General features: G+C 69.7%; 14 protein-coding genes. 7 read left to right on the top strand and 7 right to left on the bottom strand.

Annotation, left to right across the window (positions count from 1 at the left end):
* The first annotated feature begins 307 nt into the window (after positions 1-307).
* Together ACX1D1_RS01005 and ACX1D1_RS01010 are read left to right on the top strand one after the other, a co-directional pair.
* Positions 308-1,090: an IclR family transcriptional regulator gene (locus tag ACX1D1_RS01005; protein WP_459055557.1), complete on the top strand. Its 783-nt coding sequence runs from the start codon at positions 308-310 to the stop codon at positions 1,088-1,090.
* Positions 1,091-1,185: 95 nt separating this feature from the next.
* On the top strand, positions 1,186-1,341 hold the full coding sequence (locus ACX1D1_RS01010; protein WP_459055558.1) for a hypothetical protein: 156 nt from the start codon (positions 1,186-1,188) through the stop codon (positions 1,339-1,341).
* Positions 1,342-1,621: 280 nt separating this feature from the next.
* Here ACX1D1_RS01010 and ACX1D1_RS01015 read toward each other — a convergent pair whose 3' ends face one another.
* Together ACX1D1_RS01015 and ACX1D1_RS01020 are read right to left on the bottom strand one after the other, a co-directional pair.
* Entirely contained in the window at positions 1,622-1,984 is a 363-nt protein-coding gene (locus ACX1D1_RS01015; protein WP_459055559.1) for an HNH endonuclease, read from the bottom strand.
* Positions 1,985-2,213: 229 nt separating this feature from the next.
* Positions 2,214-2,762: a DUF488 domain-containing protein gene (locus ACX1D1_RS01020; protein WP_459055560.1), complete on the bottom strand. Its 549-nt coding sequence runs from the start codon at positions 2,760-2,762 to the stop codon at positions 2,214-2,216.
* Positions 2,763-3,000: 238 nt separating this feature from the next.
* Here ACX1D1_RS01020 and ACX1D1_RS01025 point away from each other — a divergent pair, with 238 nt between their 5' ends.
* A complete protein-coding gene (locus tag ACX1D1_RS01025; protein WP_459055561.1) occupies positions 3,001-3,861 on the top strand; it encodes an NAD(P)H-binding protein in 861 nt (286 codons plus the stop codon).
* A 624-nt stretch (positions 3,862-4,485) separates the two neighbouring features.
* Positions 4,486-4,956 (top strand): nucleotidyltransferase domain-containing protein, encoded by a 471-nt coding sequence (locus tag ACX1D1_RS01030; protein WP_459055562.1) that lies wholly within the window; start codon positions 4,486-4,488, stop codon positions 4,954-4,956.
* A gap of 52 nt (positions 4,957-5,008) precedes the next feature.
* Here the strand turns inward: ACX1D1_RS01030 and ACX1D1_RS01035 are convergent, their stop codons facing one another.
* Positions 5,009-5,284 carry a type II toxin-antitoxin system RelE family toxin gene (locus ACX1D1_RS01035; protein WP_459055563.1) on the bottom strand — a complete coding sequence of 92 codons (276 nt, stop codon included), beginning with the start codon at positions 5,282-5,284 and terminating at the stop codon, positions 5,009-5,011.
* Complete coding sequence (locus ACX1D1_RS01040) at positions 5,281-5,547, bottom strand: type II toxin-antitoxin system Phd/YefM family antitoxin (RefSeq protein WP_459055564.1); 267 nt, start codon at positions 5,545-5,547, stop codon at positions 5,281-5,283. Before ACX1D1_RS01040 ends, ACX1D1_RS01035 begins: the two co-directional genes overlap by 4 nt.
* A gap of 181 nt (positions 5,548-5,728) precedes the next feature.
* On the opposite strand from ACX1D1_RS01040, the gene ACX1D1_RS01045 reads away from it, so the two are divergent.
* Positions 5,729-11,086, top strand: a complete 5,358-nt coding sequence (locus ACX1D1_RS01045; protein WP_459055565.1) for a PDDEXK-like endonuclease domain-containing protein — start codon at positions 5,729-5,731, stop codon at positions 11,084-11,086.
* A 77-nt stretch (positions 11,087-11,163) separates the two neighbouring features.
* On the opposite strand, the gene ACX1D1_RS01050 is transcribed toward ACX1D1_RS01045, so the two are convergent.
* Positions 11,164-12,456 (bottom strand): ATP-binding protein, encoded by a 1,293-nt coding sequence (locus ACX1D1_RS01050; protein WP_459055566.1) that lies wholly within the window; start codon positions 12,454-12,456, stop codon positions 11,164-11,166.
* A gap of 218 nt (positions 12,457-12,674) precedes the next feature.
* On the opposite strand from ACX1D1_RS01050, the gene tal reads away from it, so the two are divergent.
* On the top strand, positions 12,675-13,748 hold the full coding sequence (tal, locus tag ACX1D1_RS01055; protein WP_459055567.1) for a transaldolase: 1,074 nt from the start codon (positions 12,675-12,677) through the stop codon (positions 13,746-13,748).
* Between the two features lie 36 nt (positions 13,749-13,784).
* Here the strand turns inward: tal and ACX1D1_RS01060 are convergent, their stop codons facing one another.
* Both ACX1D1_RS01060 and ACX1D1_RS01065 read right to left on the bottom strand, forming a co-directional pair.
* Positions 13,785-14,291 carry a helix-turn-helix domain-containing protein gene (locus ACX1D1_RS01060; protein ID WP_459055568.1) on the bottom strand — a complete coding sequence of 169 codons (507 nt, stop codon included), beginning with the start codon at positions 14,289-14,291 and terminating at the stop codon, positions 13,785-13,787.
* A gap of 229 nt (positions 14,292-14,520) precedes the next feature.
* Positions 14,521-14,646, bottom strand: a complete 126-nt coding sequence (locus ACX1D1_RS01065; RefSeq protein ID WP_385899466.1) for a hypothetical protein — start codon at positions 14,644-14,646, stop codon at positions 14,521-14,523.
* Here ACX1D1_RS01065 and ACX1D1_RS01070 point away from each other — a divergent pair.
* The gene (locus ACX1D1_RS01070) at positions 14,636-14,893 is read left to right on the top strand and encodes a helix-turn-helix domain-containing protein (RefSeq protein ID WP_459055569.1); all 258 of its coding nucleotides are present in this window, start codon (positions 14,636-14,638) and stop codon (positions 14,891-14,893) included. The two genes, ACX1D1_RS01065 and ACX1D1_RS01070, sit on opposite strands and share 11 nt — an antisense overlap.
* The last annotated feature ends 42 nt before the right edge of the window (positions 14,894-14,935 follow it).

Consider the following 14,935-nt stretch of genomic DNA (forward strand, 5'->3'; position numbering starts at 1 on the left):
GCGCGGACACCCAATGTCGCGGGGAGGCGGGTCGGGCCCACACAAAGAGGCGGATCTGGTGGCGACTCCGCTCGCTGGCGCGGTCGTGGTCAGGTTTCGCCAGGGCTCCCGGAACAACCTGACTCCAAGTCCTGTGAGTGACCTGGATGCGTCAAGTTGCATTGAACGCAACGCTCTGAGAATTCTCCGGTCCAGGACGGTACATGTTGCACGTTACGCAACCTATCCATGAGTGCCGGTTGTGCAGTCTCTGCGCGATGTCTAGCCTCGAGTCATCGGAACAACGGGCCCGGAGGGAGGGGTGGACGTGAGTCAGCAGGGCGTCGAACGCAGCAGTCTTGAGCGTGGCCTCCGCGTCATCCGCCTTCTCATCGAGTTGGAGAGTGACCCCGCCCTGCAACACCGTGGCCTCTCCGTTCAGCAGGTCTCCTACGAGCTGGGGGTCCACAAGAGCACTGCCTCGCGCATCCTGCAGACGCTCGCCAAGGAGGGGTTCGCCGTCGCGCCCGCACGTTCCCGGCGGGGCTACCGGCTCGGACCGGCGCTTCGCTCACGGTTCGGCCTCACCAGCGCCCAGCGGCGTTTTCGCCAGCTTGCCTCGCCGTTCCTGCAGGAACTCGTCGGCCTGACCGGGGAATGCGCACACGGGGCGGTGGCCTCGGACGGAGAGGCCCTTGTCGTGGACGCCATCGAGACGGCCCAGTCGCTGCGTGTCGTGCTGGAGAAGGGACGGTTGCTGCCCCTCCACTCCACGTCGGTCGGCAAGTGCCTGCTCGCCTGGGAACTGGCCCCGCTGCCGGACGAGCTGCCTGCCCGCACCGGCCACACCATCACCGATCCGGGCCTGCTGCGCGATCACCTGGCGACGGTCCGCTCTCTCGGCTACGCCGTCGACAGCGAGGAGAACCACACCGGGGGGTGCGGGATCTCGGCGCCGGTGTTCGAAGGCCGGGACGGACCGCCGGTCGGTTGCATCGGCATAGGCGGCCCCGTCCAGCGCATCAACCCATCGACCATCGAGGACCTGGCAAGGCAAGTCACCCTCGTGGCGCACCAACTCACCGAGGCGATCGTCGACACCCCCGACTGATCGCCCGCCCCTCACGCGCCCCGGCTCCCGCCGGGGCGGCAAGCCCAACCACAACCCGGCCTGGCCCCGCCATGCCCGCACAACGGAGGAACACCATGAAGACCTCACCATTCGCCGCCGTCAACGCTCAGGCCGCCGCTGCCGTCATCGCAGTCTTCCTGGTCTTTGCCCTGCTGTTCGGCAACCCCGACGCCGCGCCCGGACCCGACCAGGGCACCGTCGAGGTTTCCCAGCAGCAAAGCCTCGGGTAACACCGGAAGAGGCACGAGACGATCACTACTGCGCGGCGACGCCGGCTCCGTGGATCTCGGTGCCAGTCTGCCCGTCAGAACGGGCAACGAGCCGGTGATGATGGCCATCGCCCCCGTCAGGAGGAGATCCATCCGCGCGAACAGAGGTGCGGGGGGTCGTCGGCCGCCGTCTGCCCCGCCTCGAGGGCGATGCCCCTACCCGACCTGACGAATCCCGACGCGCCCCGTCGCCGACGGAGGGCGGCAGGGTCCCGAACCGCGTGCCCCCCACGCGACTCCGTCAGTCGGCGGTCGGGGCCACGTCGCGCGCGACCACCGACAGGATCTCCCACTGGCGGATGAGGAACGACTCCTCGTCGAGTTTCTTCCGCCGCAGCCAGCCGGTCACCTCGCTGTTGCACTTGCTGGTGTTGCAGCTGCGGCAGGCGGGCACCACGTTGTCGACGGTGTAGCGGCCGCCCCGGGAGATCGGTAGCACGCAGTCCTTCTGCAACGGGACGCCGACGGCGCCGCAGTAGGCGCACCCGCGCCACGCGTCACACAGCCCGGCCCACTGCTCCGCTGTGAGGTCCTGGACCTTGGCGCTCAGCCGGCGCTTGCGTCGTCGCGCGTAGCGCTGCTTCATCGTCGCCCGGGCTGCCATGGGACGCACGCTACCGGTGGGTAGTCCCCGGTCGCCCGCACCGCGCTGATGATCCGCCCGCGCTAGGCCCCACGCCTGCGCTACGTCCCCACGCCTGCGCTACCCGGCGACGCCTGCGTTATGTCCCCACGCCTGCGTTGGGTCCACACGCCTGCAACCCCGCCAGCCCTAATGCGCGACGCCCGCACTGGAGCGCAGGCGGGTCGCGATAAGGCAGGCGCGTCCGCGGTCAGCCCGAGCCAGGCGGGTCGTCGGGGTAGGTCACCCGTGACGACTCGTCGACCACGGGCACGGCGCCCCACTGGCCGAGCTGGTGCCGACGCGGGACCGCCTCGCCCATCAGGTGCCACACGGTCCAGCCCGTGGCGGTCAACGTGTTCGAGATCAGTAGCCGGTGGCACCTCCACGGCATGGGCTCCCCGCACATCACCGCAGTCCGGGTGTCGCGGGCCAGCGCCGACAAACGGGCGATTCCCGCCTCGTACCCCTCGGTGAGCGTGTAGTCCGCGTAGTTCCTGAAGCTCGTGTTCTTCCATCCCGCGTTGACCGTCGGGTCCACCCCCTGCTTGCGACGACGCCCGCCCAGCTCGGCGAGGTGGAGGTAACCGATGCCGGCCTCCGGCAGCCACTGGGCCATCGCGTCGCTGCCGAACTGCGGATTCCGGCGGGACCCGGGGTGGGCGCGCACGTCGACCAAGAGCCCGATCCCGTGTTCCTCCAGGGGCTGGAGGAACTCCGGCACGGGACAGGTCCAGTGTCCGATGGTCCAGATCTCCATGCCTCGCACGTTACGCCGTCGCGCCCCTGGCCAGTCCCCGAACCGGGCGCGAGAGGCATCGACGCAGCCGACGCTCGACGCGCGCATGATCAGCTGGGGTTCAGCCACCGCGACGAGGCAGATCGGGCGGAGACGACGGCGGACCCTCCAATTCAGCGCAGGGCTGAAATTAACTTGAAGTTTCAAGGACCAGCTATCCTGGAGACGTCATCCACGCGTGAGTCTTGAGGAGCCCCCCATGTCATTCGTTATCACGGCCGCCACCGGCCAGCTCGGCACCCTGGTTGTCCAGAACCTGCTCGAGCGCGGGGTCAAGGCCGGCGACATCGTCGCCACCGGGCGGTCGCTGGACCGACTGGAGGCGCTTCGCGCTCAGGGCGTGCGCACCGCCGTCCTCGACTACAACAACCCCGCCGACGGCGTCATCAACGCAGGCGACACGGTGCTGCTGATCTCCGGCAGCGAGGTGGGCCAGCGGATCGCCCAGCACCGGAACGTGGTCGCGGCGGCGAAGGCCGCTGGGGCTGCCCGGATCGTGTACACGAGCGTGGTCGGCGCAGACGCCACCTCCCTGCTCGTCGCCCCCGAGCACGCGGCCACCGAGGATGCCATCAAGGACAGCGGACTCACCTACACCTTCCTGCGCAACGGCTGGTACCACGACAACTACCAGCCCGCCTTCGAGCAGGCCCGCCAGACCGGCGTGGTCGTCTCCAGCGCACAGGAGGGCCGCGTGTCGAGCGCCTCGCGCGCCGACTACGCCGAGGCCGCCGCCGTCGCGCTCATCGGTACCGGCCACGACAACGCCACCTACGAACTCGGCGGGGACACCGCCTGGACCATGAAGGACCTGGCCGACACCTTCGCCGAGGTCCTCGGCCGGCCGGTCACCCTCCGGGAGGTGTCCACCGACGAGCACGTGAGCGTGCTGCGCGAGGCCGGTCTCGACGACGCCACCATCGGGTTCATCACCACGCTGGACAGCAACACCGCCGACGACACCCTCCTGGTCACCAGCGGGGACCTGTCGCGCCTCATCGGCAGGCCCACCACGCCGATCGCCGACGCGATCCGGTCCTGGGCGCGGGCGACGAGCTGAGCCAGCCGTGGCGCAGGCCTTGGCGCAGGCGTGGCGACCGGGGACACTAAGCCCCCTCCCCAACCGCGGCAGCGGGCCGCCAGTGCAGCCCTCCACGCTCAGGCAAGGGCAGGGTGACCCGCACTACGGGCACGTTTCCGCGCGGTGAGACACCCGTCGCTCCGGGCCCCAAGGTCGGAAGCGCGGAATCGTGCCCGCAGTGGCACCCACTGTCGAACTCCCTGAGCATGGGGCCCCGCACTGGCGTCCATTCTCCGCGGCCGTAGCGGCAGTGCCGTCGGAGCACTGCCACATACTGAATAGATGTTGCAGTAGATCGAGTCTGCGAGAGCTCCGTCGGAGTCGCTCGGGCGATCCTGACCGTGCTCGGGCTCCACACCCGCGCATGACACTGGGAGCTGGCCGACCCACCACCGCCTGATGATCTGGCACGACACGCCGTCGGACCGCCGCGTCGCACACCGTGGCGACCTCGACCGCCGGCACAACCGGACATTCGTGCACCGGATGCCCCCGGACTGCGTGACCCTGTTGTCTGGCTATTCACACCTTGTCTGCACTGACCGAGGCGAGCACGCCTCGGGCAACCGGACTGGGACTTATGACACTTGCAATACTTTGGTCATGCCCAGCACTCTGGCGGAGGCAGCGCGCCGCGCGGACCAGCTCATCGCACAGGGCCGCGACGAGTTGGTCCGCGCGGTGCGGCAGGCGTCGGCAGCCGGAATGACCCAAACGCAGATCGCGGCCGAGATCGGGCGGAGCCAGCCTGAAGTGTCCCGCCTGCTCCGCTTCCACGGCACGTCTCCGTTGAGTCGCAGGCTGCGCAAGAACGCAGGCGAAGTCAAGCGCCTGGTGGTCGCTGCTGGTGGCCGCGACGTCCGCGTCTTCGGATCCGTCGCCACCGGCGATGATCACGAGGGGTCAGACATCGATCTGCTGTTCACCATGGATCGTCCCGTTAGTCTGATGCAGCTCGGTGCCCTCGAGCGCGACGTGAGCCAAGTGCTCGGCTGCACGGTGGATCTGGTGCCCGACACGGTGCTGCGTCCTGAGTTTCGAGACGGGATTCTCGCCGAGGCGGTAGCGCTGTGAGCGGGACACGGCGCAGATCCTGGGTTTGATGTCTGCGGAACATCACCCGGACTCAGCGATACACGTCTCGACGATGGTCGATGCGCAGCACCACAACTTCGTTGACGTGATCATTGATGCGGTACAGGACCCGGTAGGTGCCTCGCCGGGCGGACCAGATGCCCTCCAACTCGCGCCGGAGCATCTTGCCCACACGCCGCGGGTTCTCGACCAGCGGTCCGGTCATGAACTCGATGACTGCGGCAGCGACCGCCTCGGGCAATTCTGATTGGATGGCACGGACAGCGGGCGGGGTCAGGACCAGTTCGTAGTTCGCCTCACGGCTCACAGGCGAAGGCTCCGGATCGCGTCAGCCCCCCGCACGACATCGCCCCTGGCATAGGCGGCGTCCGCCTCCCGGATGTCGGCCAGCGCGTCAGGATCCGACAGAACGTCGAGGGTCTCCTCCAGTTCGGCCAGGTCCGCCGGGCTGATCAGCACCGCGACAGGACGGCCGTTCCGAGTCACAGTGACCCGTTCATGGTGGTGCTCGACGCGGTCCACGACCTCGCTGAAGTGGTCGCGGACCTCACGCAAGGATTCGACTGTCATGACCACAATTGTGGCGCCTAATCGTCGGAAGTCAAGGACGGCGTCGGCTTCACTCACGCCGGATAATCACTGCTGCACACGACTGGCTATCACTCCTGCACACCGGGCCCCCGTCCGATGCCTTGTGAGCGCACCGAGCGGCTAAGCTCGCCAGGTCCCGACGAGAGCGAAGTCGTTTCCTGTGTCTGATTCACCCCACTACGTCGACAAGGCCGTCCGCCTCTTCACGTTCCTCGCGAAGGCCCAACAACTCCGGCAGGCCCCCGTCAGCGACATCGACGCCTACCGTCGCGACGGCGCCGTGCACTGGCTCGGCGACCTCCCCGTCGCGGAGGCCGTCCGCTGGGGCACCGACACCGGACAGGCGTGGGACGAGGGTCCACTGATCAGCATCGACCGTCTCATCCCCACCGACCCGCCTCGCATCCCGACGGCGCTCTCCGGGTGGATCACCGGCGACGCCCTCGACGCCACGCAGCGCCCCCAGCTCGCGGAATGGTGCCCGGCGCCCAACGGGTCTCCGCAGCGCGCCGAGGACCACCCCGAGGTGGCGACGGCCTTCGAGGAGTGGGCGGCCGCCTGGGACGGCTGGGCCGAGGTAACCCTCCGCGAGCGGCCCGTCCGCGACGCCTACGCCGAGCTGTTCAAGCTCTACGTCCAGACCACCCAGAAGAGCGAGGAGCTCGAGCTCCTCCTCGGCGTCGGGCTCCTCGCCTGGGCGCCCGAGGGGCATGAGCGGATGCGGCGTCACCTGTTCACCGTGCCGGTGATCCCCAAGCTGGAGGAGTCGAACGGCCGCCTGGACTTCTTCCTCGACGAGGGGTCGGTGGGCGTGCACGTCGAGCTGGACATGCTCGATCCCAGCCTGATCCCGGATCAGTCGCTGGTCGGGCAGCTCGAGACCCGCGGCCACGATTTCACCGGCAACCCGCTCGACGCGCACGACATCGAGGCGCTCGGCCGCACCGTCGCCTTGCAGCTGCACGCCGAGGGCCGCTGGGACGACACCGCGACACTGCCCGCCGCGCACCCCTATCCGACGGTGGCTTGGGCCCCCGCGCTGGTGCTGCGCCCACGCAACCGCACCGGTTTGGTGCAGGCGTTCCAGGAGATCGCCGCCCAGATCGAAGCCGCCGGCGAGGTGCCGGCCGGTCTCCTTCCGCTGATCGACCCCGACCGCCTCCCCCCGGTCACCGAGGTGTCCACGCCCGGCGCCATCCTCACCTTCGACGACGAGATCGTCGCGCCCCTGCCCCTCAACGACGTGCAGCGCCGCATCCTCGAGCGCGTCGACCGCCACGCCCAGACCCTGGTGCAGGGCCCTCCCGGCACCGGCAAGACGCACACGGCCGCCGCCCTCCTGACGCACCTGCTGGCCCAGGGCCAGCGCGTGCTCGTCACGGCTCACACCGATCGCGCCCTCCGCGAGGTCCGCACCAAGCTGCCCGCGCAGATCAAGCCGCTGGCCGTGTCCGTCATCGGGGCCAGCCGCGACGACCTGGCCGACCTCCGCACCGCCGTCGACCACATCTCCCGCCGGGCCGGCGATCACGACGAGGAGGCGTCCGCCCACCGAATCCAGGAGCTGGCCGAGCAGGCGGCCCAGCTGGACAAGCGACGGCGTGCGCTCAGCCGCGACCTCGTCGACGCCCGGTCACACGAGGTGGCCGAGCTCCGCCACGGCGCCTACTCCGGCACGCTGGCGGCGATCGCACAGCGCTACCAGGCTGAGGCCGGGCAGCACGGGTGGATCGCCGACTTCGTCGGCTTCACCCCCGACTCCGCCTCCCCGCTGTCCGACGCAGTGGCCCTCGAGTGGCTGCGGCTCCTCCGCGACACCTCGCTCGGCGAGGACGCCGTCGAGAGCAGCCGTCGCCGGATCCCGAGCGGCTCTGTCCTCAGCGCGGAGGCCTTCGCCGCCCACGTGCGCTCGGAATCAGAGGCCACAACCGCGGCGGCACCCCTCGCCGACGGCCCCACGCACGAGAGCATGGCCGCACTGAGCGCCCTCCCCGTCGAGCAGCGCGCCGCCCTCAGGGAGCGCCTCACCGAGTTCGTCAACACGGCGGCGGACCTCACGCGGCTCCCGCTCCAGTGGGTCGACGACGCCCTCGCCGCCGTGCGCGGCGGCACCGGCGACATCTGGCGGGCCCGCGCCTCCGAGCTGGCCAACGGCGTGGGGCGGGTCGACGCGGTCCTCGAGCAGCTGCCGGCCGGGGTCCGCGTCGAGCTCCCCGGCGACATGGACCGCATGCACGCCATGGCCACCGCCCTGGAGCGCCACCTCGGGAACGGCGGCGCGCTGAAGACCCGCGCCGACGGGACGGTCAAGATCGGCGCCTTCACCCCAGGGGTGGTCAAGGAGTGCCGGGAACTGCTGGAGCAGGCCCGGGTGGACGGCCTGCCCCCGACGACGGTGGCGGACCTCAGGGTGCTCATGGCCCACCGCGACGCCTCCGGCCTGCTCGACGAGCTGGATCGCGCGTGGCCGTCGGCGGTGGACATCCCCGAGGAGGACACCCCGCGCGAGCGCGTGGAGTGGCACCGCAGCCAGCTGAGCTACCTGGTGCGTGTGGTGGAGCTCGGCGACCGCATCCACGCCGAGGACGACTTCCTGCGGCGGCGCGGGATCGTGCCGCCCGCCTGGGGCGACGGCGCCTCCGTCGAGCGCCTCACCCGGACGATCGACGCCATCGACGCCGCCGACGCCGTGGCGGCCGCGCGCGGGCCCCTGAACGAACTGGGCGACGAGATCTCCACCGTCGCCGGCTGGTCCGACGCGGCCGAGCCGGTCCACAGGCTCAGCCACGCCGTCGAGGCCCGGGACCACGAGGGCTACGCCCGCGCCCTGGCCCGGCTGGTGCGGCTCGAGCAGGTATCCGAGGCGACAACCCGCCGCGACACCCTCACCCACCCGGTCCGCACCACCGCCCCCGCCCTCGCGGAAGCCGTCCTGACAAGCCCCGACGACGACGCTTGGGACTCCAGGCTCGCCCATGTCGAGGCGGCCTTCGGGTGGGGCGCCGTCGGCGCGTGGGTGCTGGCGCAGGACCAGGTGGACGCCAACAGCATCCAGGCGCAGATCTCGGTGGCGGACCACCAGCTGCGCACGGTGGCGGAGAACATCGCCGCCCAGCGGGCCTGGGGCCACGCCGTCGGCAGCGAGCGCCTCACGCCCGGCCGCCGCGCGGACCTGCGCAGCTACTCGCAGCAGGTCAGCCGCCTCGGCAAGGGCACCGGCAAGTACGCCGCCCAGCAGCGGGCCGAGATCCGGCGCGCCATGGAGCGCTGCCGCCCGGCCGTCCCGGTGTGGATCATGCCGCTCTACCGGGTGGCCGAGCAGTTCCACATGCAGGAGAACATGTTCGACGTCGTGGTGGTCGACGAGGCCTCGCAGGCCGGCCTGGAGGCGACGTTCCTGCAGTATCTGGCCCCGAAGATCGTCGTCATCGGCGACGACAGGCAGGTCTCCCCCGCCGCCGTCGGCGTGGACCAGCAGCAGCTCCGCGACCTCGCCGCGCAGTACCTCCACGACGACCGGTACAAGGACACCTGGCAGGACCCGCAGCGCTCCCTGTTCGACGAGGCCGCGATGCGTTACGGCGGCCAGCTGACCCTCGTGGAGCACCGACGCTGCGTGCCCGAGATCATCGGCTTCTCCAACCGCATCGCCTACGAGCCCAACGGCATCCGGCTGATCCCGGTGCGGCAGTTCGGCTCCGACCGGCTGGCGCCCTTCGTCGTGGCCCACGTGCCCGACGGAGCCGAGGAGGGCACCACCGGCAAGATCAACCGCGCCGAGGCGCGCGCCCTCGTCGACGACCTCAAGGCCTGCCTCGACGACCCGGCCTTCGAGAACGCGTCACTGGCCGTCATCTCGTTGGTGGGTGATCGGCAGGCCAAGTACATCGAGTCGCTGCTGCTGGCCGAGATCCCCGCCGAAGAGTGGGCCCGACGCAGCCTCCGGGTGGGCACGGCGCCGGACTTCCAGGGCTCGGAGCGCGACGTGGTGTTCCTGTCCATGGTGTCGGCCACCGAGCAGGGGCGTCGGCTGGGCGCGCTGACCCGCGAGATGTATGTGCAGCGGTTCAATGTCGCGGTGAGCCGGGCGAAGGACCAGGTGCGGCTCTTCCATTCCATCTCGCTGAACGAGCTGCCCAACAGCGAGGACCTGCGCTTCCAGCTGCTCGACTACGCCTACGGCGTGGCGGGCCGCTCCGCAGCGGGATCCGAGGCCGCCTCGTCGGTGGTGCCGGAGGACGAGCGGGTGGAGCCGTTCGATTCGCTCTTCGAGCAGCGGATCCACAACCGGATCGTGGACCGCGGCTACACGGTGGTGCCGCAGATGGAGGCGCTGGGATACCGGCTGGATCTGGTGGTGGTCGGGGCCCGGGCGCGGCTGGCGGTGGAGTGCGACGGCGACACCTGGCACGGGCCCGAGGCGTACGAGCGCGACCTGGCCCGGCAGCGGGAGCTGGAGCGGTGCGGGTGGCGGTTCTTCCGCGTGCGGGAGTCCAGCTTCTACGTCGACCCGGCCGGCGCGCTGGCCCCGCTGTGGAAGCAGCTCGACGCGATGGACATCCGCCCGTCCGGCTGGGTTGACGACGGCGTGGAAATCGAGGGCGCGGACTCGGCGCAGGAGTTCGAGCTGGAGGTCCTTCGGGAGGAAGGCGTCGAGGAGTTCGTTGACCACCCCGTCGAGGCAGCGGACCCCGACGACGGGGTGGTGGACGACGCTGACGCGGAGATGGATGAGGAGATCCTCGGGGAGGTCGATGTCGAGGCGGACGTGGACCCTCCCGCCGAGACCGAGGAGGCGCCTCACCGTGACGCCGAGGAGTCGGTGGACACCACCCTGTACCCCGACCTCGCGGCCAACCTGCACCTGGCCCTCGATCGCGCACGGCGTGGCGCCACATCCGCTGCCCCTGCGCCTGCCCCGGCGAGACGTTCGGCATTGGGTGTCGAGTGGGATCCGTTGGCTCAGCTGGGCGGCTCCGTTGACTCGATCTTCCGTCGGCCGGCCGGGCTGGACCCGTACACGGCGTTCGACGGGTCCACGAGGCCGGTGGGCGAGGGCACCGCCGCGGACATCCTCGACGGGCTGTTGCGGATTGTTGCCGTGGAGGGCCCGGTGCGGGGCAACCGGCTCCGCACCGCGTACGTGCGGGCGGCCGGAGGGTCGCGGGTCGGGAAGGCGATCGCCCAGGTGCTCGACTCCGCGGTCACCCGCGCCGTCCGACGGGGCGAGCTGGTGGCGGACAACCCATTGGGCACCGCCGGGGTCTACTCCCGCACCTATCGCGCGCCCGAGCAGCAGGAGTTCCGGCTCCGCGAACTGGGGCCGCGGACGCTCGACGAGGTGCCGCCCCGCGAGCTGCTGGAGGTGATGCGCCGGATCCGTGACGACAATCCGTCCGCCGACGACGAGCAGCTCCTCCGCGAGACCCTGCGCCTCTACGACCGCGTCTCCCTCACCCAGGCCGCTCGCACCGTGCTCGTCCCGGTGCTCACCCTGCTGCGTGGCCCCCGGATCTGAGCGTTGACGGCGATGGTCTGCGGCACCCCGTGATCCGGTCGCTCTGAGGGTTGGTCTACCCACCACCTGAGCGACGGTCACAGGGGGCGGCCCGCGTGGAGGTGGCCCAGCGCGATGACGTTGACGCCATCAGGCCGGGTGAAGCTCTCGGGTCCCGCCGTCAGCACGTTCAGGGTGGCCAGGTCCCGCGCGCGCTGCACTGACACCTTGGCGCTCAGCTGCTTCAGGCTGGCCGCGGCGTCGTCGATACTGCTTGCCCCCCCAAGCTTGACCTCGAATGCGCTCCATCTGCCATCTCCGAGTTCGACGACGGCATCCACCTCGAGCCCCGAGCTGTCGCGGTAGTGGTAGACCGCGCCGCCCAGCATCTGGGCGTAGATCCGGAGATCACGGACAGCGAGCGACTCGAAGAGCAGCCCGAACGCCTCAAGGTCACCGAGAAGGGCGCCCGGCCCGGCGCGCAGAGCCGCGGTTGCCAGCGATGGGTCGACGAAGTGCCACTTGGGTTGCACTCGCAACCGGACCTTCGAGCGCAGGTGCGGCGCCCAAGCCGGCTGCTCCTCGACGACGAACACCCGGGTCAGCGCGTCGATGTACCTGCGCACAGTCTGCGCTGACACCTCGGCGTTGGCGGTCCCGGGGGCGGGGATCTCCGCCTCCACGCTCAGCTTGGTGGCCGACACCTCGGTGGCGGTGTTCCGGGCCAGAGCCCTCAGCAGGGCGCCCACCCGAATGGGGTCGGCGCTCAGCCCGGCAAACCGCAGATCCGCGCGCGCCACGTCGTCCAGATAGCCGGCGAGATACTCGGTGGGGGATCGGCTCGGCTCGATCACCAGCGCGGGCCAGCCGCCCCGCACGATCAGCGCGGCGTACTCTTCGACGCTTGGACCCCCCAGACCGGCGATCCCAGTCGCGTGGTCGGCGTCGGCATGGGTGAACAGGTCGTGGAAGCTCACCGCCCGGATGCTGTCGCCGCTCTCGTCGAGCGACATCGGTCGCAGGGTTACCCGCTGGAAGCGCCCAGCACCGCTGTGCCGGGTGAGATCGTCGGCGGGCGTTGCCGAGCCGGTGAGGATGAACTGTCCGGCGAGTCCACGTTGGTCCACCTCGTGGCGGACTGCGTTCCACAGCGTCGGTGCCAGCTGCCACTCATCGACCAGGCGAGGAGTTGGGCCAGTCAGCACCGTACCCGGCGAGACTTCCGCCAGCCTCGCTGCGTTCGGCGAGGAGTCCAGACGCACCGAGCTTGCCGACAACTGGAGGCCGGTGGTCGTCTTGCCCACGGCGCGGGGACCCTGGAGGATCACGGCACCGAAGGTGCCTAGCGCTCGACGAACCAGGCTGTCAGCCAAGCGTTCTCGGTACTCCATGAGGCAACGGTATCAGTCCTGCACACGTTGAAGTATCACTCTTGCACTCGATCAGCCATCATTCCTGCACATCTCTCGCTATCACTCCTGCACTCCATGGTCACGGTTCTGCCCCCTGGGAGTCAGAACGCCCCAAGCAGGCAACAAGAAGCAACGCCACCGTCTGTGACCCCCGTCCGCATAGGCTCGAAGAGACCCCACTCCATAGGAGGACTTCCATGACCGACCGCCTCAAGGCCCTCAGCGACGCCGGCGTCTCCATCTGGCTCGACGACCTCTCCCGCGAGCGTCTCACCTCGGGCAACCTCGCCGAACTGATCGAGACCAAGTCCGTGGTGGGCGTGACCACCAACCCGACGATCTTCGCCTCCGCCCTCAGCGACGGCGACTCCTACGCCGAGCAGCTCCAGGGCCTCACCGACGTCGACCAGGCGATCGAGCTCGCCACCACCACCGACGTCCGCGACGCCGCGGACCTCCTCAAGCCCATCTACGACCGCACCGGCGGCTTCGACGGCCGCGTGTCGATCGAGGTGTCGCCGGAGCTCGCGCACGACACCGACGCCACCGTCGCGGAGGCCCAGAAGCTCTACGACGTGGTGGGCCGGGAGAACCTTCTTGTGAAGATCCCCGCCACCAAGGCCGGCATCCCGGCGATCGCAGAGGTCATCGGCCGCGGCATCTCCGTCAACGTCACCCTCATCTTCAACGAGGCCCGCTACCGCGAGGTGATGGACGCCTACCTCACCGGCCTGGAGACCGCCGACGCCGCCGGCCGCGACCTCGGCACCATCCACTCCGTCGCCTCGTTCTTCATCTCGCGCGTGGACGTCGAGATCGACGCCCGCCTCGCCAAGCTGGGCCGCGAGGACCTCAAGGGCAAGGCCGCCATCGCCAACGCGCAGGTGGCGCTGGGCGCCTTCGACGAGGTGTTCGGCTCGGAGCGCTTCGCCGCGCTCAAGGCCAAGGGCGCCAACCCGCAGCGCCCCCTCTGGGCGTCGACCGGCACCAAGGACCCCTCCTACCCCGACACGCTCTACGTCTCCGAGCTGGTGGCGAGCAACATCGTCAACACCATGCCCGAGAAGACGCTCAACGCGTTCGCCGACCACGGCGAGGTGGGCAGCCCCATGGAGGGCACCGCGGACCAGGGTCGCGCGGTGCTGAAGGAGATCACGGACGCGGGCGTCGACCTCGACGACGCGTTCCAAGTCCTCGAGGACGAGGGCGTGGAGAAGTTCATCGTCAGCTGGAAGGAACTCCAGGAGACGGTGAGGCGCGCCCTCGCCTGACGAGTCCCCCGGGGAGCGATCGTCGCGCGTCAGGGATCAGCCTTCGCCTCGCACCTGGCGCGCCCGCCTCAATGCGTCGGCGTAATCAGCCTGCTCGGCCTCGTACAGGCCCGCTGCGACGGCATCATGGGTGAGCTCATCGAGGACCAGTCGGCGTCTAGACCGCTTGCGGTCCTGATAATCAAGCACGTCTCGCAGCCGGACTCGACGGTGCCTCCCTGCCCCCGGTGACTCGTGCGGAATCTCGCCGGATTCCAGGAGCTTGACCAGCGTGGGACGGCTGATGCCGAGGAAGTCGGCCGCCTGCTGGGTGGTGAGGAGTTGATCGATCGGGGCGACGGTGATCGCCTTGCCTTCGCGCATGGCGTGGACGACGTCGACCAGGACCCGATAGGCCTCGAGCGGCAGTGGGACCGTCTGGCCGTCGGGGCCCAGAAGGGCTGCGGGTTCGGTGACTTTCTCCAGAAACCGTGAGAGGTCGAGCATGGGCTCGAGGTCTTGTGGAGGCAGAACGGTCGTGCCGCGCGTCGTTGACTCGGTCATGACCCCAGCTTAGTCTGCTTCGCAATATTCGAAAGCCCTCTATGTCGGGGGGCGGCGACTTGCGTCTCGCTCACGGCGCTGATGTCGAGCACTGCATCGTGCTGCCACATTGTTACAGTAAGCCGGTACATCAGCCGTCGTCGACGCCGCGCTGGCCCAGACCCCGGACCTGCTCGAGAGCGCCCTCGCCAGGGTGCCAGAGGACCAGTGGTTCGAATTCGAACACAAGTCAGCCCGGGTCTCGCCACGCGACCTGGCGGTTCCGCTCGTAGCCATGGCCAACGCCGACGGCGGCGTCATCATGGTCCGCATGCACGACGGCGTCCTCGAGGATGTCCTCCTCCGTGAAGCTCACCCTGCTCGCCGTCGACGCCCTCCCCGCGGAGGTCACCGCGCGTCTCACGTCCAGTGCTCAGGCGATCCTGACCGTGCTGCGGCTCCACCACCGCCCCATGGGCACCGGCGAGCTGGCCGACCTCGCCGGCGTCACCCGGATGACAGCCACCCGGGCGCTGGCCGCGCTGGAGCAGGAGGGCATCGTCACGTGGCGCGGGAACTCCAAGCGCGATCCACGGGCCACCTGGGCACTGGGTCAGCTGTAACACCTACTGCAACATTGGTGTTGCAGTAGGTGTGACAGAACC

The organism is Tessaracoccus luoxuelianae, assembly GCF_054483915.1.

Bases quoted from the DNA above. Each gene is read 5' to 3' on its own strand.
- ACX1D1_RS01010 (WP_459055558.1), top strand. From the start codon at position 1,186: ATGAAGACCTCACCATTCGCCGCCGTCAACGCTCAGGCCGCCGCTGCC.
- ACX1D1_RS01015 (WP_459055559.1), bottom strand. From the start codon at position 1,984: ATGGCAGCCCGGGCGACGATGAAGCAGCGCTACGCGCGACGACGCAAG.
- ACX1D1_RS01020 (WP_459055560.1), bottom strand. From the start codon at position 2,762: ATGGAGATCTGGACCATCGGACACTGGACCTGTCCCGTGCCGGAGTTC.
- ACX1D1_RS01025 (WP_459055561.1), top strand. From the start codon at position 3,001: ATGTCATTCGTTATCACGGCCGCCACCGGCCAGCTCGGCACCCTGGTT.
- ACX1D1_RS01030 (WP_459055562.1), top strand. From the start codon at position 4,486: ATGCCCAGCACTCTGGCGGAGGCAGCGCGCCGCGCGGACCAGCTCATC.
- ACX1D1_RS01040 (WP_459055564.1), bottom strand. From the start codon at position 5,547: ATGACAGTCGAATCCTTGCGTGAGGTCCGCGACCACTTCAGCGAGGTC.
- ACX1D1_RS01050 (WP_459055566.1), bottom strand. From the start codon at position 12,456: ATGGAGTACCGAGAACGCTTGGCTGACAGCCTGGTTCGTCGAGCGCTA.
- tal (WP_459055567.1), top strand. From the start codon at position 12,675: ATGACCGACCGCCTCAAGGCCCTCAGCGACGCCGGCGTCTCCATCTGG.
- ACX1D1_RS01060 (WP_459055568.1), bottom strand. From the start codon at position 14,291: ATGACCGAGTCAACGACGCGCGGCACGACCGTTCTGCCTCCACAAGAC.